This window comes from Escherichia sp. E10V10 (assembly GCF_004211985.1).
Lineage (GTDB): Bacteria > Pseudomonadota > Gammaproteobacteria > Enterobacterales > Enterobacteriaceae > Escherichia.
Genome location: NZ_RHJO01000003.1, coordinates 278707 through 298980 on the forward strand (window position 1 = coordinate 278707; position 20274 = coordinate 298980).

General features: G+C 50.0%; 14 protein-coding genes and 1 tRNA gene. 5 read left to right on the forward strand and 10 right to left on the reverse strand.

Going from position 1 to position 20274, the window contains the following annotated elements:
- Both ygfK and mocA read right to left on the reverse strand, forming a co-directional pair.
- Complete coding sequence (gene ygfK / locus D9736_RS07790; protein ID WP_130258066.1) at nt 1–3099, reverse strand: putative selenate reductase subunit YgfK; 3099 nt, start codon at nt 3097–3099, stop codon at nt 1–3.
- Between the two features lie 322 nt (nt 3100–3421).
- A complete protein-coding gene (gene mocA / locus D9736_RS07795) occupies nt 3422–4000 on the reverse strand; it encodes a molybdenum cofactor cytidylyltransferase (protein ID WP_130258067.1) in 579 nt (192 codons plus the stop codon).
- Nucleotides 4001–4092: 92 nt separating this feature from the next.
- On the opposite strand from mocA, the gene yqeC reads away from it, so the two are divergent.
- Together yqeC and yqeB are read left to right on the forward strand one after the other, a co-directional pair.
- Entirely contained in the window at nt 4093–4863 is a 771-nt protein-coding gene (gene yqeC, locus D9736_RS07800) for a selenium cofactor biosynthesis protein YqeC (RefSeq protein WP_130258068.1), read from the forward strand.
- Nucleotides 4864–4910: 47 nt separating this feature from the next.
- Nucleotides 4911–6536 (forward strand): selenium-dependent molybdenum cofactor biosynthesis protein YqeB, encoded by a 1626-nt coding sequence (yqeB, locus tag D9736_RS07805; RefSeq protein WP_130258069.1) that lies wholly within the window; start codon nt 4911–4913, stop codon nt 6534–6536.
- 219 nt (nt 6537–6755) lie between these two features.
- On the opposite strand, the gene arcC is transcribed toward yqeB, so the two are convergent.
- The 5 genes from arcC to ygeW are packed head-to-tail and all read right to left on the reverse strand — an operon-like array spanning nt 6756 to nt 12886.
- Nucleotides 6756–7688 (reverse strand): carbamate kinase, encoded by a 933-nt coding sequence (gene arcC, locus D9736_RS07810; protein WP_130207792.1) that lies wholly within the window; start codon nt 7686–7688, stop codon nt 6756–6758.
- Between the two features lie 47 nt (nt 7689–7735).
- Entirely contained in the window at nt 7736–9121 is a 1386-nt protein-coding gene (gene hyuA, locus D9736_RS07815) for a D-phenylhydantoinase (RefSeq protein WP_130258070.1), read from the reverse strand.
- Nucleotides 9122–9174: 53 nt separating this feature from the next.
- The gene (locus D9736_RS07820) at nt 9175–10386 is read right to left on the reverse strand and encodes a YgeY family selenium metabolism-linked hydrolase (RefSeq protein ID WP_130258071.1); all 1212 of its coding nucleotides are present in this window, start codon (nt 10384–10386) and stop codon (nt 9175–9177) included.
- Nucleotides 10387–10443: 57 nt separating this feature from the next.
- Nucleotides 10444–11640, reverse strand: coding sequence for a diaminopropionate ammonia-lyase (gene dpaL / locus D9736_RS07825; protein ID WP_130258072.1), 1197 nt, complete (start codon nt 11638–11640; stop codon nt 10444–10446).
- Nucleotides 11641–11698: 58 nt separating this feature from the next.
- A complete protein-coding gene (ygeW, locus tag D9736_RS07830) occupies nt 11699–12886 on the reverse strand; it encodes a knotted carbamoyltransferase YgeW (protein ID WP_130258137.1) in 1188 nt (395 codons plus the stop codon).
- A gap of 478 nt (nt 12887–13364) precedes the next feature.
- Here ygeW and D9736_RS07835 point away from each other — a divergent pair, with 478 nt between their 5' ends.
- Nucleotides 13365–15143, forward strand: coding sequence for a sigma-54-dependent Fis family transcriptional regulator (locus tag D9736_RS07835; protein ID WP_130258073.1), 1779 nt, complete (start codon nt 13365–13367; stop codon nt 15141–15143).
- 40 nt (nt 15144–15183) lie between these two features.
- Here D9736_RS07835 and xdhC read toward each other — a convergent pair whose 3' ends face one another.
- The 3 genes from xdhC to xdhA are packed head-to-tail and all read right to left on the reverse strand — an operon-like array spanning nt 15184 to nt 18846.
- Entirely contained in the window at nt 15184–15663 is a 480-nt protein-coding gene (xdhC, locus tag D9736_RS07840) for a xanthine dehydrogenase iron sulfur-binding subunit XdhC (protein ID WP_130207784.1), read from the reverse strand.
- The gene (gene xdhB / locus D9736_RS07845) at nt 15660–16538 is read right to left on the reverse strand and encodes a xanthine dehydrogenase FAD-binding subunit XdhB (RefSeq protein ID WP_130207782.1); all 879 of its coding nucleotides are present in this window, start codon (nt 16536–16538) and stop codon (nt 15660–15662) included. The genes xdhC and xdhB overlap by 4 nt, the downstream gene beginning before the upstream one ends.
- A 10-nt stretch (nt 16539–16548) precedes the next feature.
- Nucleotides 16549–18846, reverse strand: coding sequence for a xanthine dehydrogenase molybdenum-binding subunit XdhA (gene xdhA, locus D9736_RS07850; protein WP_130258074.1), 2298 nt, complete (start codon nt 18844–18846; stop codon nt 16549–16551).
- A gap of 367 nt (nt 18847–19213) precedes the next feature.
- Here xdhA and actS point away from each other — a divergent pair, with 367 nt between their 5' ends.
- Nucleotides 19214–19972, forward strand: coding sequence for an amidase activator ActS (actS, locus tag D9736_RS07855; RefSeq protein ID WP_130217906.1), 759 nt, complete (start codon nt 19214–19216; stop codon nt 19970–19972).
- Between the two features lie 78 nt (nt 19973–20050).
- Nucleotides 20051–20124 (forward strand) — tRNA-Gly (locus D9736_RS07860).
- The last annotated feature ends 150 nt before the right edge of the window (nt 20125–20274 follow it).

Genomic DNA, 20274 nt, shown 5'->3' on the forward strand with positions numbered 1-20274 from the left:
TTACACCTCCACGCGGCCCAGCAGATAATGATGATGCTGGTGGACATGGCTAATGATGCGGCACATATCGTTCAGCTCTGGCGGTACGTTGTTGAACTGGCCTTCGCTGTCGATGTTTAACACCCAGCTTTGGTTATTCAGACGCACGCGTACTCGGCAATCTTCCACCAGGAAGCCTGGGTTGCTGCTGTTATCAAAGTCTTGCGACAGACTAAAGACGGTGATTTTGTCTTTGTACGGTTTACCGTTCCACGGACAGAACTGGGCGCAGTTGCCGCATTCGTTGCAGTAGGCGTCCAGGTGCAGTGTCTGGAAACGGTTCTGGAATCCAGGGACCGCAATTGACACGTTGGCGCGGTTCGGGCAGACATCCACACACTTGCTGCAAACGTAGTTACATTCAAGACAACGTGCGGCTTCCTGAGCGACAAACGCGTCACGATCATCGCTGTTCACCAGGGTGACAGAGATATCGCCTTTACGTTGGTAGATTTCCGTCGGGTTGACGTTGTTCCAGTATTTATCGCTTTGGTGTGAACGGATATTTTCCCGGCTAAGAATGGCATCCGATGCCCGACGAGCTGTGCCGACAGCCGCGACAATGGAGGAAGGTCCGCGCTGTACGTCGCCGATCATAAAGACATTAGTCAGGCGGGTTTCACCGTTATGGTCGACGTCTGGCCAGCCGTTGTTGTCCAGCGGCACGCCCATCGTATTCAGGGCTTCAGTATCCTGTTGTTCGCCAATGGCGGTAATCAAACTGTCTACGTGCAGTGTTACCGTTTCGTTGGTTTCTACCGGGCGGCGGCGACCTTTCTCATCAGGTTCGCCAAGTGACATGACGCGCAACGTTAAGGTGCCATCAGCATCGAAACGTTCAGGATTGTTCAGGAAACGGAACTCCACGCCATCGTGCAGTGCTTCTTCATACTCTTCGCGCCATGCTGGCATCTCTTGCAGTGAACGACGGTAAACGACGGTTGCTTTTTCAACGCCAGGCACGCGTAATGCCGCACGGGCGCAGTCCATTGCGGTGTTACCCGCCCCGACAACCACCACATGTTTGCCAAGCTTGAGCGCAGTACCCTTGTTGTACTCGCGCAGGAAGGGGAGAGATTTCCAGACATTCTGGTTGTCGCCCGCCAGTTTCACACCGCTATTTTTATCAGTACCTGTGGCAATCAGAACGTAGTGGAAGCCCTGATTTTTTAATTGTTCGACGGTCAGGTCCGGCGAGCAACCGTACTCAAATTTCACGCCGTGATCGGCAACAAAATCGATATCGTGCTGAATTAACTCAGCCGGGATACGGAACTGAGGAATAATATTTTTCACCACGCCGCCCGCGTTAGCTTCGCGTTCAAACAGCGTGACCGGATGGCCTGCTCTGGCAAGGAAGTAACCTGCAGCCAGACCCGCCGGACCGGCGCCAATTACAGCAACCGGATGACGAGAACCAGAACCGGCTGGTTTGTGCCAGCGTTGCTTATATTCATCCCAGCCTTTTTCCAGGGCGACTTTTTTCAGTTCGCGGATATTCAACGCACTGTCGTAATCCAGACGAGTACAGTTGTACTGGCACTGGTGATCGCAAATATGGCCGGTAATCGCGGGCAGGGCGTTGCGTTGGTAGATAAGTTCCAGCGCGTCGGCATAGCGATGTTCGCCCAGCAGGCGAATATATTCCGGAATATCCTGTTTGATGGCACAAGCAGTAACACAGGGGGCAACGTAGCAGTCGGTCAGTGGCAGGTCTTCTGCCACTTCAATACGCTCTTCTGGCTTCCAGTGTTTCTGGGTGTATTCCATAGTTAGCGCATCTGCTGCCAGCCTGTTCAACCGTTCGACGTCAACACGGTTAAGCTCCCAGGCGTCTGACCCTTCCAGTTCGCGCATGCAAGCGCTTAAGCGCAGATAGCCACCAGGTTTCAGCAGGTCAGTTGCCATGGTTATCGGGCGAATACCCGTATCGAAAATATCGCGGATAGTTAACTGGCTGGCGCCACCGGAATAAGAGATAGGCAGTTTGCCGTCAAAGGCGCGGGAAAGAACTGCAGCGACATTGATGGAGAGCGGGAACAGCGCACGCCCGGACATATACATCTCTTCGCCAGGCAGTGCGCCTTTATTGTTGATGGTGCCGAGGGTGTTAGTCAGTTTGACGCCAAAGCCGAGCGATTTTTCTTTCGCCAGCGCCATCAGGCGTTCCAGCATTTCCAGCGCCTGGGTTAGCTTGAGATCGTGATCAAATGACTCTTCTTTTAAGCCAATGTAATCGAAACCACAGCTATCGAGAATCTCGCGCACTCGCGCGTAACCCAATAAAGTCGGGTTGAGTTTCACGAAGGTATTGAGCTCTTTTTCTTCCAGCATGTAACGGCAAATGGCTTCGATTTCATGTGGAGGGCAGCCGTGCATCGTGGAGAGGGTAACGCCTTGTACCATGCTGGTGGGGATACGTGCCGATAAGGCCAGCAAGCTTTCACGTTTTTCCTGCAAACCGTGGCGGGCTAAAAATGCGTCATCCTGGAGTAGTTTATGAAGCGTATCGCGGTATTGTGCAAACTTCGGATGTGCAGACGCGTCCATCATATTATCGATGAACTGCTGCATGGGTGGTTGTTTAATGCCTTCGAGGTTGTAACCGACGCTCATATTAAAGATGAATGATTTACCGGACTCGGACGGCTGGAACATAGCTTCGAGAAGATGCAGGGCGAACCAGGCTTTGAGGTATTCATCCCACGCTTTAAGCAGGGTAAATTCGGTGGACCATTCGGTGTTAAAACACTCGTCTTCGGCGTCGATACAGGGCTTTTCCAGCTCCAGACGATCGAGGATTTGTACTGTTTTAAGTTCGATGAAGCGTCCGCCAGTCAGCCAGGAAGTGACGATGTTTTGTGCGAGTTGCGTGTGCGGACCTGCGGCGGGGCCGACTGGTGTCGCACAGGTTTCACCGAAAACACCGACAGATTTACCTTTTGCGGGTGAGTAAAACTGTTGCTCGGGAATACCAAAGATTGAGCGTTGTTGTTGGTATTCATCAAATATGCGCGTCAAAAGTTCCTCAAACGGAATGGGACGCATAATATCCCCCATAACCCTCTCCTTAGCTTACACAGATATCATTGAGTGACCGGTATTGAGAAATCCGGTGGTTTAGGGGGATAGAGCAACAATCACACCACTCTTGCCATGTTCGCCAGGAAATATAAAAAAATGTGAAGCGCCTCGAAACTTAAGGGACTTTTGTGAATGATCTCACAGGTGTCAAATGAGAATTAAAATCACTCCTGGGTATTATTGTTGTCAGGAGTTTTATCACTTTTTCTCATTTCTCAAAATCAGTGATTCTGTATCATTATGATAAAGACGTACTGAGTGGATTTAATATTTGAACGCAATCGTTTAACTGGCTTTTCTAAATTTTAGTATGCTTTTTTTGCGCATTAATAAAGTCATTTGGAGTATCAATATCTAAAATTATTTCTTCATTTTCCATTTCGACGAAATAATGTTCGCCCATGAGTAATGCCTGGCGCATATGGGTAACATTGGGTTGTTTGACCGCCTGCATCAGGCAGGATTTTGACACTAAAATCGGATGGCCAGGTGTACCATTATGGAGCGGGAGTATGGCTCCGTTGTTTCGTAAACTCCAGATTTTTAGGAAAATATCTCTATTGATGGTTGGCATATCACCATGAGTGAGAAAACAATGTTCTGTTTGTACCGCTGGCGCTGCGGCCTTTACCGAAGTCAGTAACCCCTGCGCATAATCTGGATTGTAGATAATAGTAATGTTGCTATGGCTTGCGTAGCGATTATGCAGTTCATTACCGCGATAACCAGTGACTAAAATAATTCGGCTACAAAACTGCAACGCATTTTTGATACTCGCGTCAAGAATTGTTCCCTGTTGCCAGGGTAACATCATTTTCCATTGCCCCATTCTTGATGATAATCCGGCCGCGGTAATAATACAGTCGATGGCTGACATAGTGGTTCCATTATTATATGGGCTAATAACGCCTGAAAATGTGTTACTCCCTGATTAATGCGTACTTACCCCAGAGAGGTCCATGAAGACTCGTGAAAAGTATAATTGACCTATCGGCGTTATTCATTGATTTAGGCGCGCAGAAACACCCCACTGTGATTTCTGTTGTTGGCGCCGGGGGGAAAACCAGTCTGCTTTTTTGGCTGGCGCAGTTATTTCAGTCCATCGGTAGGCGCGTGTTGATCACTACGACTACACATATGTTTATGCCAGATTCACACTGGCCCGTGGTTTTCTGCCGTGATCCCGCCATGCTTCCTCATGCGTCTCTTACATCCCCCATTTCATTTTGTTTTCACCGCTGGAAAGCGAACAAGGGAAAAGTGCAGGGATTTACGCCAGAAGCGATCGATGCACTGGTGCAACGACCAGAGTGTGACGTAATTCTCATTGAGGCAGATGGCTCACGTGGAATGCCGTTAAAAGCGCCGGATGAGCACGAACCTTGCATACCGAAAAGCAGTTGCTGCGTGATTGCTGTGATGGGCGGGCATGTTTTGGGCGCGAAAGTTGGTGCGGAAAATGTCCATCGCTGGTCGCAGTTTGCCGATATTACTGGGCTGACGTCAGGGACGACCTTGCAACTGAGCGATCTCATTGCGCTGGTTCGTCACCCGCAGGGCGCGTTTAAAAACGTACCGCAAGGCTGTCGGCGAATCTGGTTCATTAACCGTTTTTCTCAATGTGAGAATGCGATTGCGCAAAGCGAGCTACTTCAGCCGCTGCAACAACATGACGTAGAGGCAATCTGGCTGGGCGATATACAAGAACATCCTGCAATCGCGCGCAGATTTGTGAATTAGCGGCCCGGGCTTTCCGGGTTACTGAAAGGATATCCATTGAGGTTGGTATGAATATTTTCACAGAGGCTGCAAAACTCGAAGAGCAAAATTGTCCTTTTGCAATAGCGCAAATTGTAGATAGCCGAGGCTCTACTCCCCGCCATTCTGCACAAATGTTAGTGCGCGCCGATGGTTCTATCGTCGGTACAATTGGTGGCGGAATGGTTGAGCGGAAGGTGATTGAAGAGTCGCTTCAGGCATTGCAGGAACGTAAGCCGCGATTATTCCATGGACGCATGGCGCGTAACGGCGCGGATGCCGTCGGGTCAGATTGCGGAGGCGCAATGTCAGTGTTTATCAGCGTACATGGTATGCGACCCCGGCTGGTGTTGATCGGCGCGGGGCATGTTAACCGGGCGATAGCCCAAAGCGCAGCACTGCTGGGTTTTGATATTGCTGTTGCCGATATTTATCGCGAAAGCCTGAATCCTGAACTTTTCCCGCCATCAACTGCGCTTGTTCATGCTGAGTCGTTTGGCGCGGCAGTGGAAGCACTGGAGATTCGCCCTGATAATTTTGTCCTGATTGCCACGAATAATCAGGATCGTGAAGCCCTCGATAAACTCATTGAACAGCCCATTGCATGGCTGGGTTTACTGGCTAGTCGCCGCAAGGTTCAGCTTTTCTTGCGTCAATTGCGTGAGAAAGGCGTGGCTGAAGAACATATTGCTCGTTTACATGCGCCCGTTGGTTACAACATAGGTGCGGAAACGCCGCAGGAGATCGCTATCAGCGTTCTGGCAGAAATATTACAGGTGAAAAATCACGCGCCGGGTGGGCTGATGATGAAACCTTCTCATCCTTCCGGACACCAGCTGGTGGTGATTCGCGGCGCGGGGGATATCGCCAGTGGTGTGGCGCTGCGTCTGTATCATGCTGGTTTTAAAGTGATCATGCTGGAAGTGGAAAAACCGACGGTGATTCGCTGTACCGTGGCGTTTGCCCAGGCCGTGTTCGATGACGAAATGGCGGTTGAAGGCGTCACCGCCCGACTGGCAACCAGCTCTGCAGAGGCGATGAAACTGACTGAACGCGGGTTTATTCCCGTGATGGTAGACCCCGACTGTTTACTGCTTGATGAGCTGAAACCACTTTGTGTGGTGGACGCTATTCTGGCGAAACAGAATTTAGGTACGCGTATGGATATGGCTCCGGTGACAATTGCGCTTGGGCCGGGTTTTACCGCAGGAAAAGATTGCCATGCAGTGATTGAAACAAATCGTGGGCATTGGTTGGGACAGGTTATTTACTCAGGTTGCGCACAGGAGAACACTGGCGTTCCTGGCAATATTATGGGGCATACCACCCGGCGAGTTATTCGCGCTCCGGCGGCAGGTATCATGCGTTCCAACGTGAAGTTAGGCGATCTGGTGCAAGAGGGCGATGTTATTGCCTGGATTGGCGAGCATGAAATAAAAGCGCCGCTGACGGGAATGGTGCGTGGTTTACTTAATGACGGGCTGGCGGTGGTCGGTGGCTTTAAAATCGGTGATATCGATCCTCGTGGTGAAACGGCTGATTTCACCAGCGTTTCTGACAAAGCCCGAGCGATTGGTGGTGGCGTACTTGAGGCGTTAATGATGTTGATGCATCAGGGCGTTAAAGCGACGAAAGAAGTGCTGGAAGTAGCTTAAATGAAAATGGCCGGATGGTATTACCGCCCGGCCTTGAGACTGATGATAAACGCTAAATTGCCTGATGCGCTGCGCTTATCAGGCCTACAAGTGCTTTTCAATCCATTGAATATTAGATGTTTTGTAGACTTGGTAAGGCGTTGACGCCGCATCCGGCATCAATAACGCGCTCTTTGTTAACAATCTTTGGCCGAATGGCATCGCCACCCGGCCAATAAATTACTGAGAAATCACCGTTCCGGTTTTTCCTTCAATCCCTTCTTTCGCTTTGCTCAACACGGTAATCAGTGCTTCGCGACCTGCGCGAGAGCGGGCAAATGATGCGGCGGCTTCCACTTTCGGCAGCATAGAACCTTTTGCAAAATGCCCTTCTTCGATAAAGCGTTCTGCATCGGCCAATGACAGGCGATCGAGCCACTGCTCATTCTCTTTACCGAAGTTAATCGCCACTTTTTCTACCGCAGTCAGAATGATCAGCATATCGGCATCGATCATTTCTGCTAAACGGGCGCTGGCCCAGTCTTTATCGATAACCGCACTGGCACCGCGCAGATGGTTACCTTCTCGAATCACAGGAATACCGCCACCGCCAACGGTGATCACAACCTGTCCTGCATCTACCAGCGCTTTAACTGTCTCTTTTTCAACAATATCTACCGGCTTAGGCGAAGCAACGACACGACGATAGCCGCGACCCGCATCTTCTTTCAGGGTATAGCCCTGTTTTGTCAGTTGCTCTGCTTCCTGCTCGGTAAAGAACGAACCGATCGGTTTGGTTGGGTTGAGGAAGGCCGGATCGTTAGCGTCGACTTCGACCTGGGTAACCAGCGTTGCAACGGGTTTATTAATGCCACGAGAAAGCAGTTCTTCTCTTAAGGCGTTTTGCAGATCGTAACCAATATATCCCTGACTCAACGCAACACAGACAGACATTGGCAGCATCGGTGAATGCGCTTCAGTTTTTGCAGCGGCTTCGAATGCCTGGTTAATCATGCCTACCTGTGGTCCATTACCATGAGTGACGATAACTTCATGTCCCTGGGCAATTAAATCAACAATTGCCTGAGACGTAATTTTTACCGCTTTCATTTGTCCGGCCAGATCGTCGCCCAGCGCATTCCCGCCGAGGGCGAGAACAATTTTCTTACTCATTTTTCCTCACTCATCATTCTTGATTGTGTATAGATCCCTGGCAGTGGTTAGAGCACGGGAGGGACAAACGGTTTGCGTCGCAGGAAACGTCCTCGTCCGGCTTTGCCTGTAAAGGTGCCGTCACAGAAAATCGTTTCACCACGGGATAAGGTTCTGACAATCGCGCCCTGACAGGTAAAGCCCTCCCAGGGAGAGTAGTCGGCGTTGTCGTGGAGATGGCGATGCTGAATTTGTTGGCTCTGGCGTGGGTCGATAATCACCACGTCGCCATCGGAACCGGGTGCTAATAATCCTTTTTGTGGCCACAGGCCAAACAGCCTTGCGGGCATCGCACTGGTTAATTCAACAAAACGCTCCGGTGTGATACGTCCCGTCATTACGCCACTGGAGAACAGCAACTGCATGCGATTTTCCACACCGGGCAAGCCATTTGGGCAGCGGCTGAAATCGCCTTTAGAAATTTGCTGGCGCTGGGCCATCGAGAAGGTGCAGTGATCGGTCGCCACCACGTCAATCGCACCATCGCTGATGCCACACCACAGCTTGTCCTGCTCGCGAACGTTGCGCAGCGGTGGGCTAAGAATGAACTTCATGCCATCTTCTGTATCGTAACTGCGTTCGTCCAGCAGGAGATATTGCGGGCAGGTTTCAACCCAGACTGGCTGGTGATTCGCGCGAGCAAGGCGCAGATAATCCAGACCTAAGCCGTTAGACAAGTGCACGATATAGAGCGGGGCGTTACCGGCAATTTGTGCCAGGTTAATCATTCTGGCGATGGCTTCGGCTTCGCATTCCAGAGGTCGGCTCAAGGCGTGGTAGCGCGGCGCGGTTAACCCGGCGGCGATAAACTCCGCTCGCTTACTGGCGATTGCGGCGTCATTTTCTGGGTGTACAGTGGTCAGCGCGCCGGATTCATGCAGGCGGCGTAATGCCTGTAGGACTTCATCATCGTTGAGTTTGTATTGATAGGTTAAATAGAGTTTAAAACTGCTCAGCCCTTCTTCTACCATCATCGGAATTTCGTCGAGTATGGCGTGATTAATATGCTGGATAACACCGTGAAAGCTGTAGTCGATGACCGCTTTATGGGCGGCATAACCACGATAAACTTCCAGTTGATGGCGTAATCGGCAGCCATTCGGGCCAAATCCCATATGATCAATAATGGTTGTTGTACCGCCACACGCGGCTGCGCGGGTACCGGTAAAAAAATCATCACAACTGCGCGCGATGCCGACATCAATATTGAAATGTGTATGGACATCTACGCCGCCAGGGAAAACGTAACAGCCAGTGGCATCAATTTCTTCACAGGGGAGTTGCGGCGAAATATCTTTGCCTAACTGGCGGACAATACCGCTTTCAATCAGCAAGTCCTGTTTGGCTTGTCCATCTGCGTTAACGACAGTGCCGTTTTTGATCAATACGCGCATAGCAAACTCCAAAAAAACCTCCGGCGAACCGGAGGGAAATAGGTGAAGAGTAATTATTCTGTTGCCAGCCAGCTTAACGGGATTACAGCGTACATAGCGGCACAGGTCACCAGGTGAGATTTCCAGGTTTTTTCGTTTGGCGCGTGCGCTTCAGGTTCTTTACCCGGTCCAAAGCCGATGACCGGAATGCCGTGACGGCCCATGATGGATACGCCGTTAGTTGAGAACGTCCACTTATCAACGACCGGTGCTTTGCCAAACAGACCTTCGTAGGCATTCACCAGCGTTTTAACGGTGAAATGATCTTCTTCCACTTTCCAGGTCGGGAAGTAGCATTCGGTTGGGTAAACCAGGCCAGTCCAGGACGGACGGTCGTAGTTGTACATAGAAACGACAGCATTGGCTTTCTGTACCGCAGGCAGGGCGCGGATTTCATCCAGCGCGCCTTCCCAGGTTTCGCCCCAGGTCAGGCGACGGTCGATGGAAACGGCACAGCTGTCTGCTACTGCGCAACGACTTGGTGAGGTGAAGAAAATTTCGGAAACAGTCAGAGTACCTTTGCCGAGGAATTCGTCATAGCCCAGACGTTGGGACAGTTCTTGTAATTCGCCAAGAATCGGGCCCATTTTGAAAATGGCGTTATCACCGCGTTCTGGTGCTGAACCATGGCAGCTAACGCCCTGAACATCAATGCGAATTTCCATACGACCGCGCTGACCACGATATACCTGGCAGTCGGTTGGTTCGGTACTGACCACAAATTCCGGGCGAATGCCGGATTGTTCAATAATGTACTGCCAGCACAGACCGTCGCAGTCTTCTTCTTGCACAGTACCGGTGACCAGCAGGGTATATTCATCTTCCAGACCGAGGTCTTTAATGATCTTACCGGCATAAACCATTGATGCCATACCGCCTTCCTGGTCGGAAGTACCACGGCCACCGATCAGCTCGTCGGTTTCCATGCCTTCGTACGGGTCGAATTCCCAGTTTTTGATGTTACCAATGCCTACGGTGTCGATGTGAGCGTCCATTGCAACCAGACGCGGACCGTGGCCGATATAGCCGAGAACGTTACCCATCGGATCGATTTCAACTTTATCGAAGCCGACTTTTTCCATCTCTTCTTTAATACGATGTACTACACGTTTTTCGTCGCAGCTTTCACTGGGAATAGCAACCATATCGCGCAGGAAGCGAGTCATGTCTGCCTGGTAATCTTTTGCTTTTTCAAGAATCAGTTTGAATGGAATATTCTTAGCCATTATTTTTCTCCAGATTTTTTACTCCCCATTTGGCGGGGAGTTGTTCCAATAGGGTGATTAAGGTGCTACAGAGTGTTTGCCTTCCCAGACAACTTCGCGGTAGTGCTTCACGTCGGTGTCGCCTTCGGTGCTGATAACCAGGACGACGGCATCTTTGTTCAGAGCCAGTTTTTCCATCAGGCTTTGACGTTGCGGGTGATAATGAACAGCCGCGAGAACGCCCAAACCGACAGCGCCAGATTCACCAGAAATGATGCGTGGATCGTTGCCGTACGGATTACCCAGCACGCGCATACCTAATGCGGCAACGCTGTCCTGACAGGAGATAAATTGGGTTGCACAGTTACGTAAGATTTCCCAGCCCAGAGGGTTAGGTTCGCCGCAAGCCAGGCCCGCCATAATCGTGGCCATATCGCCGCCAACGTTGACGATGTCACCTTTGACGCCGGAGCGATAAATACAGTCCGCTTTGTCAGGTTCAACAATGATGCTGTGCAGATTTTGCGGGGTGTAAACATCCACCAAATAACCTAGTACGCCGCCGGCCATAGCGCCGACACCGGCTTGCAGCAGAACGTGAGTTGGTGTTACGCCCATTTCACGCATTTGCTCGACGGCTTCATCTGCCAGAGTGGCGTAGCCCTGCATGATCCAGGTTGGAATTTTGGTGTAACCTTCCCAGGCGGTATCTTGCACCACTTCCCAGCCGTGTTGCTGCGCGTGTTGCATGGTCAGGCGAACGGTATCGTCATAGTTCATATCAGTGACGATGCACTCGGCTCCGAGGTTCAGAATGGCGTCAACGCGTTCTTGAGCGGAACCTTTCGGCATGTAAATTACCGCGTTCTGACCGAGTTGCTGTGCTGCCCAGGCAACACCGCGCCCGTGGTTGCCGTCGGTCGTTGTAGCAAATGTCATTTTTTCGCCGATGGCATTTTTCAGATGCTCGAATGACAGCGTTTCGATATCAAGATGATATTTTTCGCACAATAATTGAGCGATGGCGTACGCACCGCCGAGCATTTTGAAGGCGTTCAGACCGAATCGTTTTGATTCGTCCTTAACGAGAATTTTCTTCACACCAAAAAGGTTTGCGAGATCGTCCAGCGCACAAAGCGGTGTTGGGCGATAGCCAGCAATTTTCTGGTGGAACTGGCGCGCCAGTTTTGCCTGGCTTTGCGAAAAGAGCGGTGATGTTTCGCCGTTGAAAAATTTGTTATCGGCGATATCAATCTTCAATGAGAAAACGGACATATCCTATCCTTTTGGCCTCTGGAAATAGAGAGCCGACCTGTCGATCGGCCCGAGGGGGTTATTTCACGCGTTCTTGCGCTTCTTTAAGCAGTTGTTCGAGCAGTGCGCCTGGTTTGGAATATTTACGGGACAGGATCATCGCGGCGATGATGTATGGCTTCCAGCTGGCTTCTTTGTAGGTCGCGATACGGTATTTTTCGAATACGCCTTCAGTGACTTCTCCTTCTTTGCAGGATACGCCGCTGATATCGGCTGGCAGGCAGTGCATATACAGGGCTTCGCCGTCGCGGGTCAGCTCCATCATCTCTTCAGTACAATGCCAGTCTTTGTGCTGTGCGTTCTGTGCCAGACACTGTTTTTCCAGCGCTTTCAGTCCTTCGTGATCGTTAGCGCGCAGCAGTTCAGTACGCTCTTCCATCACTTTGTAAGGTGCCCAGGACTTCGGATAAACGATGTCAGCGTCTTTGAATGCTTCTTCCATGCTTGTTACCTGACGGAAGCTGCCGCCGGATGCTTTAGCATTGTTTTTAGCGACTTCAACGACATCCGGGATCAGGTCATAACCTTCTGGATGGGCAAGGGTGACATCCATACCGAAGCGGGTCATCAGACCGATGATGCCTTGTGGTACAGACAGCGGTTTGCCATAGCTTGGGGAGTATGCCCATGTCATGGCGATTTTTTTACCTTTCAGGTTTTCCAGTGAACCAAAGTGTTCACGTAACCATGCCAGGTCAGCCATTGATTGAGTCGGATGGTCAATATCACATTGCAGGTTAACTAAAGCCGGGCGCTGCGGCAGTACGCCTTGCTTATAGCCGTCGTCGAGGGCAGCGCCAACTTCACGCATATAGGCGTTACCCGCGCCCAGATACATATCGTCACGAATACCGATAGCGTCAGCGCAGAAGGAGATCATATTAGCGGTTTCACGGACAGTTTCGCCGTGCGCAATCTGTGATTTACCTTCATCAAGATCCTGCTGTGCAAGGCCGAGCAGGTTAAGCGCAGAAGCATAAGAGAAGCGGGTACGAGTGGAGTTGTCGCGGAATACGGAAATACCTAATCCACTATTAAAGACTTTGGTATAGATGTTTTCAGCACGCAGTGCTTTTAATGCTGCGGCAACGTCCAGTACTTGTTTCAGTTCATCTGGCGTCTGTTCCCACGTTAACAAAAAATCTTTCTCGTGCAGGTGAGAGGTCAGCGAATTGATATCCTTAATCAGCTCATTAACAGTTTTCATCATAAAGTCCCGGTAGTGGAATGACAGGCAAAGTGGTTTATTTCACTGTGACTTGCCAAAGTGATTGGTGTTTTCACAGCTATACCAGGGACTAACAATAAACATGCCAGAATTATCTACGCGGTCACGAAACGCTAATCTGACAGGGGATATGTGGGATTGATCACAAATTATCGCCACACTACGGAAGTTAAAAATATACGGAAACGTTTGGCTTTTTTAACGCAGTTATTTATTTGCTGCTAAGTATCAGAAATAAGATAAAGGGACAGGTGAAAACTCGTCAGTTTGATAAACTCACTCCCGTAATTCTCATATTGATATAGAAATGTGATATCACTTCCATAATTTCATTAGAAAGTGATAAAAATCTTATGTTTTTAGCAAAGCGATTTTTGCCTGAGTTAATATCGTTATGATCTGTGAACCATCAACGTCTTCAATGATCGACTTTTAAGTGATTCTGGAAGGTAAAGCTATGGAGCTTGCTAATACGCAGTCAGTTTTGATGCAAATTCAACCAACAATTCAGCGTTTTGCCAGAATGCTAGCCAGCGTTTTGCAGCTTGAGGTTGAGATCGTTGATGAAAACTTGTGTCGCGTCGCTGGAACCGGCGCATACGGGAAATTTCTTGGTCGCCAGTTGAGTGGCAACTCACGCTTGCTCCGCTATGTCCTCGAAACGAAAACCGAAAAGGTCGTGACACATTCTCGCTTCGATCCCCTTTGTGAAGGCTGCGACAGTAAAGAGAGTTGTCGTGAGAAGGCGTTCCTGGGGACGCCCGTTATTCTGCAGGATCGTTGTGTCGGAGTGATAAGTTTGATTGCGGTTACTCATGAGCAACAAGAACATATCAGTGATAATTTACGCGAATTTTCAGATTACGTTCGCCATATATCGACTATTTTTGTCTCGAAACTCCTGGAAGATCAGGGGCCGGGAGATAACATCAGTAAAATATTTGCTACCATGATCGATAATATGGATCAAGGTGTATTAGTTATTGATGAGGAAAATCGTGTTCAGTTCGTTAATCAGACTGCATTAAAAACACTTGGCGTTGTGCAAAATAATATGGTTGGGAAACTTATCCGTTTCAGGCCATTAACATTTGAGAGTAATTTTACTCATGGACATATGCAACATATTGTCTCGTGGGATGATAAAAGTGAATTGATAATTGGTCAGTTGCATAACATTCAGGGACGACAGCTATTTTTAATGGCGTTTCACCAATCCCATACCAGTTTTTCCGTGGCAAATGCATCTGATGAACCGCATATTGAACAATTGGTTGGCGAGTGCCGTGTTATGCGGCAATTAAAACGGCTGATTAGCCGCATCGCACCTAGCCCCTCCAGCGTCATGGTCGTTGGTGAAAGCGGGACCGGAAAAGAAGTGGTGGCCCGTGCTATTCATAAGTTGAGTGGGCGACGGAACAAACCCTTTATCGCTATCAACTGCGCGGCGATTCCGGAGCAGCTTCTGGAGAGTGAGCTGTTCGGTTATGTTAAAGGCGCATTTACTGGCGCTTCTGCCAACGGTAAAACAGGGCTGATTCAGGCAGCAAACACGGGAACGCTGTTTCTTGATGAAATTGGCGATATGCCTTTAATGCTTCAGGCAAAACTGCTGCGGGCGATTGAAGCGCGTGAGATCCTGCCTATTGGCGCCAGTAGCCCAATACAGGTCGACATCCGCATCATTTCTGCAACAAACCAGAATCTGGCTCAGTTCATAGCCGAAGGTAAATTCCGCGAAGATCTTTTCTACCGACTTAACGTTATTCCTATCACTCTGCCACCGCTACGTGAGCGTCAGGAAGATATTGAACTGCTGGTGCATTACTTTTTACATCTCCATACCCGTCGTCTGGGATCGGTTTACCCGGGTATTGCTCCCGATGTTGTTGAGTTACTGCGTAAGCATCGTTGGCCAGGAAACCTGCGAGAGTTAAGTAATTTGATGGAGTATCTGGTCAACGTCGTTCCTTCGGGCGAAGTCATCGACAGTACGCTACTACCACCAAATCTGGTTAATAACGGTACGGCGGAGCAAAGTGAGATGCCAGAAGCCAGCGAGGCACATTTGGCTCTTGATGATGCTGGCGGCACAGCGCTGGAGGAGATGGAAAAGCAGATGATTCGCGAAGCGCTCTCACGGCATAACAGTAAGAAGCAAGTCGCTGATGAGCTTGGTATTGGCATCGCCACGCTTTATCGTAAAATTAAGAAATATGAATTGTTAAGCGCATAGTCATCAAAAAATCCGGCCTGAATTCAGGCCGGATTGCGTTTTACTTCGTTTCTTCACAGTCCAGAACAGTATTCACAATCATTTGATATCCGGTACAGCGACACAGATTCCCGGCCAAGCCACGGCGAATTTCCGTAATGGTTAACGGTTTCTCTCGAGGTTTTGCCAGCATTGCCGTAGTGGCCATAATCAGCCCCGGCGTACAAAAACCACACTGTACAGCGCCAGATTTCGCATAAGCCTGTTGTACATGAGAAAGTTTGCCGCCTTTCGCTTCGCCTTCCAGCGTGCGGATCTGTTTTCCTTCAGCCCATGCGGCCAGGTATAAGCAGCTGTCTATCGCGGTTCCGTCAACCAGCACCGTACAGGCACCGCATTCACCAACGCAGCATCCTTGTTTGACACTAAGCAGCCCTTGTTCGCGGAGCAGTTCCGAAAGCGGCATACCTGGCGCGGCGTGAAGCTGAAAAGGCATATCGTTAATGATGCATTCAATAGTAATACTTTCGCTGTGATTCATTGCAATTTTCCCCCCGCCGCAGCGACGGCTTCGCTAATCACTTTTTTGGTCATCGTCTGAATGAGATGCAGACGGAACTCTTTACTTGCTCGCCATGAAGAACGCGGTGCGACATCCTGTAGGACAGATTCGCAGATGGCCTCCAGTGTTTGCTGGTTTAATGGCGCATTTTGTGCAGCCTGTTCGGCATGTTGGCAGCGAATCGGCGTTGGTGCGGCAACACCAAATGCCAGACGCAACTCGCTGAAGTAGCCGTTGTTCAATCGACAGTGAGCGGCACACCCGATTGTTGAAATATCCATCGCATCGCGCATGGCATATTTATAATGTGCGCTACCTGCGTGTTCTTTTGGCTGCGGAGGAAAATGAAACGCGACCAGAATTTCATCATGCTCAAGGGAAACCTTGCCTGGTCCGGTATGAAAACCATTAATCGAGACGAAACGAACCCCACGCGGTGAATGGATTTCCAGCTTCGCGTCATAAATCAGTGTTGGTGTTGCTGAATCTGCGCTGGTGGCGCCGTTGCAAATATTTCCGCCGTAGGTCGCGACGTTACGGATTTGCGGGCCGGCAATAGACGAAGCCGCAGCGCATAATGCCGGGAGATGATGTTGCGTTAACTGATTTTCTATTAACTGAGTAAAGGTCGTCGCAGAGCCGATGCGTAGTGCACCATCTTCCGCCAGCGTAATACCCCGAAGCTCCGCCAGATTGTGGATATCAACAATATGGCGATAGCGATCATTGTGGTGGTGGAGTTGAATCAGTACGTCAGTGCCACCGGCGAGCAGTTTGGCCTGCGGATTTTGAGCCAGCAGGTTGGTTGCATCGGCAACGGTCGTTGCGCGATGGTAAGAAGCAAAATCAAACATGATGTTATCCTCAAATCAATCCTGCCAGATGGAACTCTTCATATAACCGTTTTGGTGTCAGCGGCAGCGTATTGATTGCGACACCGGTAGCCATCTTCACCGCATTACGAATTGCAGCGGCAACAGGAATAATTGGCGGCTCACCCAGTGACTTATGTCCGTATGCAGATTGTGGTTCATTAATTTCGACAAACGCACTTTCCAGTTGTGGCAGATCCGGCATGGTCGGCATTTTGTAATCCAGTAAATTTGGGTTACGCACCACGCCACTTTTCGCGTCGATGATCATCTCTTCAAAAAGCGCCCAGCCGATGCCCATCCCCATCCCGCCGTGTACCTGACCTTCAGCCAGCAGCGGATTAAGAATATGGCCCGAATCATGAACGTTGAGGATGCGGTTGATGGTGACCTTACACAGCGCGATATCGACTGTCAGATCAACAAAGGTACAGCCAAACGCAGGTGGGTTCGTGGTGGTTTTGATCGAGCTTTCGGCAGAAAGTTGCCCGCCACGTTCAGGATGATAAAACGCATCCATTGCCAGGTCTTTTAACGACAGTAACGCCTCTTTCGGCCTTTCAACCAGTACGATATGGCCTTTTATCAGGGTTAGATTCATCGCCGACAGATGCAGCATTACTGCGGCGTGAGCGATGATTTTCTCTTTTAATAACAGTGCCGCACTGCGCAGCGCAGGCGCGGCAACATAGCTCTGACGTGAGGCAAATGCGCCGGGATCGAATGGCGTAATATCGGTATCTTGCGTCGAAATTACGTGTACATCACTGACCGGAACGCCCACGGTTTCAGCTACCATTTGCGAGAACACCGTGTCGGCACCCTGACCGATTTCCGTCGCGCCGCTCTGCACGTTGATGGTTCCATCCTGATTCATCAACAGGCGCGCGCCAGCGATTTCTACACCGACAGGCCAGGTGTTAGAGGTGTAGCTAAAACAGGCGACGCCAACGCCGCGGCGCAGATTACCTTGTTGCTTCTGGCACTCCGCATTGCGCTTTTCCCATTCGAATATTTCCCGCCCTTTTTCCAGGCACTCTGGTAATCCGGCACTGTAAATGCGTTTGCCTGTGAGCGGATTTGCATCGCCTTCACGAGCGGCGTTGCGTAAACGAATTTCGATAGGGTCGATACCCAGCGCTTCGGCAGCATCATCCAGCATAGATTCAACAGCAAAAACCACCTGCGGTGCGCCATAACCACGCATCGCACCCGCTGAGGGCAGATTGGTATAGCAAGTCTTTGAGCTATAAGAATAGGCACAGCGCGGGTAGAGATAAGCAACTTTATTGCCGCCCGCAGAAGCGATGGAATGACCGTGTGAAGCGTAAGCGCCGGTGTTAGACAGAACATCCAGGCTATAGCCTTTTAGCGTACCATCGCGGTTGACGCCCATTTGTCCGTCAATGGTAAAAGCGTGGCGAGTGCGGGTCGCCAGAAAACATTCTTCGCGGCTTAGGGAAACTTTAACCGGAATGCCGCCGAGTTTACTGGTCAGAAATGCCGCCATCGGCTCTTCCAGTACATCTTGTTTATTACCAAAACCACCGCCGACAAAGGGCTTGATAACCCGCACGCACGACCAGGGAATATCCAGCGCCTGACCGACAACGCGGCGGACAATATGCGGGATTTGGGTGCTGGAAACGATGGTAATTCGTGAATCGTCTTCCATCCACGCCAATGAGGTCACGCTTTCCATATGACAATGTTGAATGACCGGCGTCTGATAATGCCCCTGCACCTGATAATCGGCGGCGTCGATTGCTTGCTGGACATTCCCTGTCGACATCGTGCTTTGTTTCAGTAAATTGCCGCCGCTATGGATTGGCGCAGCGTCTTCTGCCAGTGCCGCTTCTGGCGTGGTAATGACGGGTAATTCCTGCCATTCGATGTGAACAAGTTGCGCTGCTTTTTCCGCTGTGAGTTCATCACGGGCAACGACAATAGCAACCGCATCTCCATGATGGCGGACGTGGCGTGTTAACAGAGTGCGATCGGCAGTATCGCGTTTATTCTCATCCAGAGTCCAGGCATGGCCCGCCGTGGCAAAGGAAATATCAGGGACATCTTCCCAGGTAAATACGGCCAGTACGCCTGGTAAACTTCTGGCTTGTTCATCGTTAATGCTCACCGCATAACCATGTGCTATTGGGCTACGTACATATTTCGCGTAACACATGCCCGCCATAACATAATCGTCAGTATATCGTGCCCGCCCGGTGACCTTCGCAATGGCATCGACGCGCATGCATGATTCACCTGTAGCGGTTGCTTCCCGCGCTTCCATAGAAATCCCCTTGATTTGAACATTTGGTTCTTATGGCAATGATTAAGTCTTTGCAGGCAAGAATTACGCCAGAAACGACTATAAACACGAGGGGAGGGGGGAAGTGTGATGTCGTTAAAAAAACGCTACGGATGATGCATTTTTATCAGCAAAGAAAGTGAGTGCAGTTTATCAATATGAGCGTGATAAAAATCATTGTGATAAATGAGTATTAGAGGTCAATCAGGATGGTTCCGATGTTTGCCAACGGTGCTAATTGATTCTTTAACAGTTATTGATTCGTACATGCCTGTTCCCACGCAATGGATTGGGGATCTGACGGGGGGCTGCTATGATATAGCGTCTTGTTTTTTAGCGAGGAAAGATTTTGAGCGCAGGACGCCTGAATAAAAAAACTCTGGGTATCGTGATGCTGTTATCGGTAGGGCTGCTTCTGGCTGGCTGCTCGGGTAGCAAATCATCAGATACAGGAACGTATTCCGGCTCCGTTTACACCGTGAAACGGGGGGATACGCTTTATCGTATTTCGCGCACCACGGGAACCAGCGTAAAAGAGCTAGCCCGACTCAACGACATCTCCCCCCCCTATACCATAGAAATCGGCCAAAAGCTGAAACTGGGTGGGGCGAAAAAAAGTAGTAACGGCACGCGCAAATCCACCGGCAAATCGACGACAAAAACAGCGTCAGTGACACCGTCTTCGGCCGTTTCGAAATCTTCATGGCCGCCGGTTGGGCAACGTTGCTGGTTATGGCCAACGAGCGGAAAGGTTATTATGCCTTACTCAATGGCAGATGGTGGCAATAAAGGGATTGATATTGCGGCGGCACGCGGGACGCCAATATACGCTGCAGGTGCCGGGAAAGTGGTATATGTGGGTAATCAGCTGCGTGGTTACGGTAATCTTATAATGATTAAACACAGTGAAGATTACATTACTGCTTATGCCCATAACGACACGATGTTGGTGAACAATGGGCAAAGTGTTAAGGCTGGGCAAAAGATAGCAACTATGGGAAGTACTGATGCGGAATCCGTGCGGCTACATTTCCAGATTCGCTACCGTGCTACGGCAATAGATCCTTTGCGCTACTTGCCGCCACAGGGTAGCAAGCCAAAGTGCTGATGGCGAATTAATCAGCAGTCAGTAGCAAGGCACTTGCTTAGGAGAGCGTAAGGTTTATAATGCCTTACGCATCTCGAAGCGGGCGTAGTTCAATGGTAGAACGAGAGCTTCCCAAGCTCTATACGAGGGTTCGATTCCCTTCGCCCGCTCCAGTTTCTTACTTTTCTCTTTCTCAGTTTTTTCCGTAGTCATCGAATTCTTCCGTTATTGTTGATACGTTCACGTCAGATGTAGATAAATCCAATATCCCCTATAAAAATAGAGTGTATAGCTCAAAATATAGAGCACTATTCTGCTTATGA

Excerpts from the sequence above, each read along its gene's own strand:
- dpaL (WP_130258072.1), bottom strand. The coding sequence starts at position 11,640 with ATGTCCGTTTTCTCATTGAAGATTGATATCGCCGATAACAAATTTTTC.
- mocA (WP_130258067.1), bottom strand. The coding sequence starts at position 4,000 with ATGTCAGCCATCGACTGTATTATTACCGCGGCCGGATTATCATCAAGA.
- hyuA (WP_130258070.1), bottom strand. The coding sequence starts at position 9,121 with ATGCGCGTATTGATCAAAAACGGCACTGTCGTTAACGCAGATGGACAA.
- xdhB (WP_130207782.1), bottom strand. The coding sequence starts at position 16,538 with ATGTTTGATTTTGCTTCTTACCATCGCGCAACGACCGTTGCCGATGCA.
- D9736_RS07835 (WP_130258073.1), top strand. The coding sequence starts at position 13,365 with ATGGAGCTTGCTAATACGCAGTCAGTTTTGATGCAAATTCAACCAACA.
- D9736_RS07820 (WP_130258071.1), bottom strand. The coding sequence starts at position 10,386 with ATGGCTAAGAATATTCCATTCAAACTGATTCTTGAAAAAGCAAAAGAT.
- arcC (WP_130207792.1), bottom strand. The coding sequence starts at position 7,688 with ATGAGTAAGAAAATTGTTCTCGCCCTCGGCGGGAATGCGCTGGGCGAC.
- xdhC (WP_130207784.1), bottom strand. The coding sequence starts at position 15,663 with ATGAATCACAGCGAAAGTATTACTATTGAATGCATCATTAACGATATG.
- ygfK (WP_130258066.1), bottom strand. The coding sequence starts at position 3,099 with ATGGGGGATATTATGCGTCCCATTCCGTTTGAGGAACTTTTGACGCGC.
- ygeW (WP_130258137.1), bottom strand. The coding sequence starts at position 12,886 with ATGAAAACTGTTAATGAGCTGATTAAGGATATCAATTCGCTGACCTCT.
- yqeB (WP_130258069.1), top strand. The coding sequence starts at position 4,911 with ATGAATATTTTCACAGAGGCTGCAAAACTCGAAGAGCAAAATTGTCCT.
- xdhA (WP_130258074.1), bottom strand. The coding sequence starts at position 18,846 with ATGGAAGCGCGGGAAGCAACCGCTACAGGTGAATCATGCATGCGCGTC.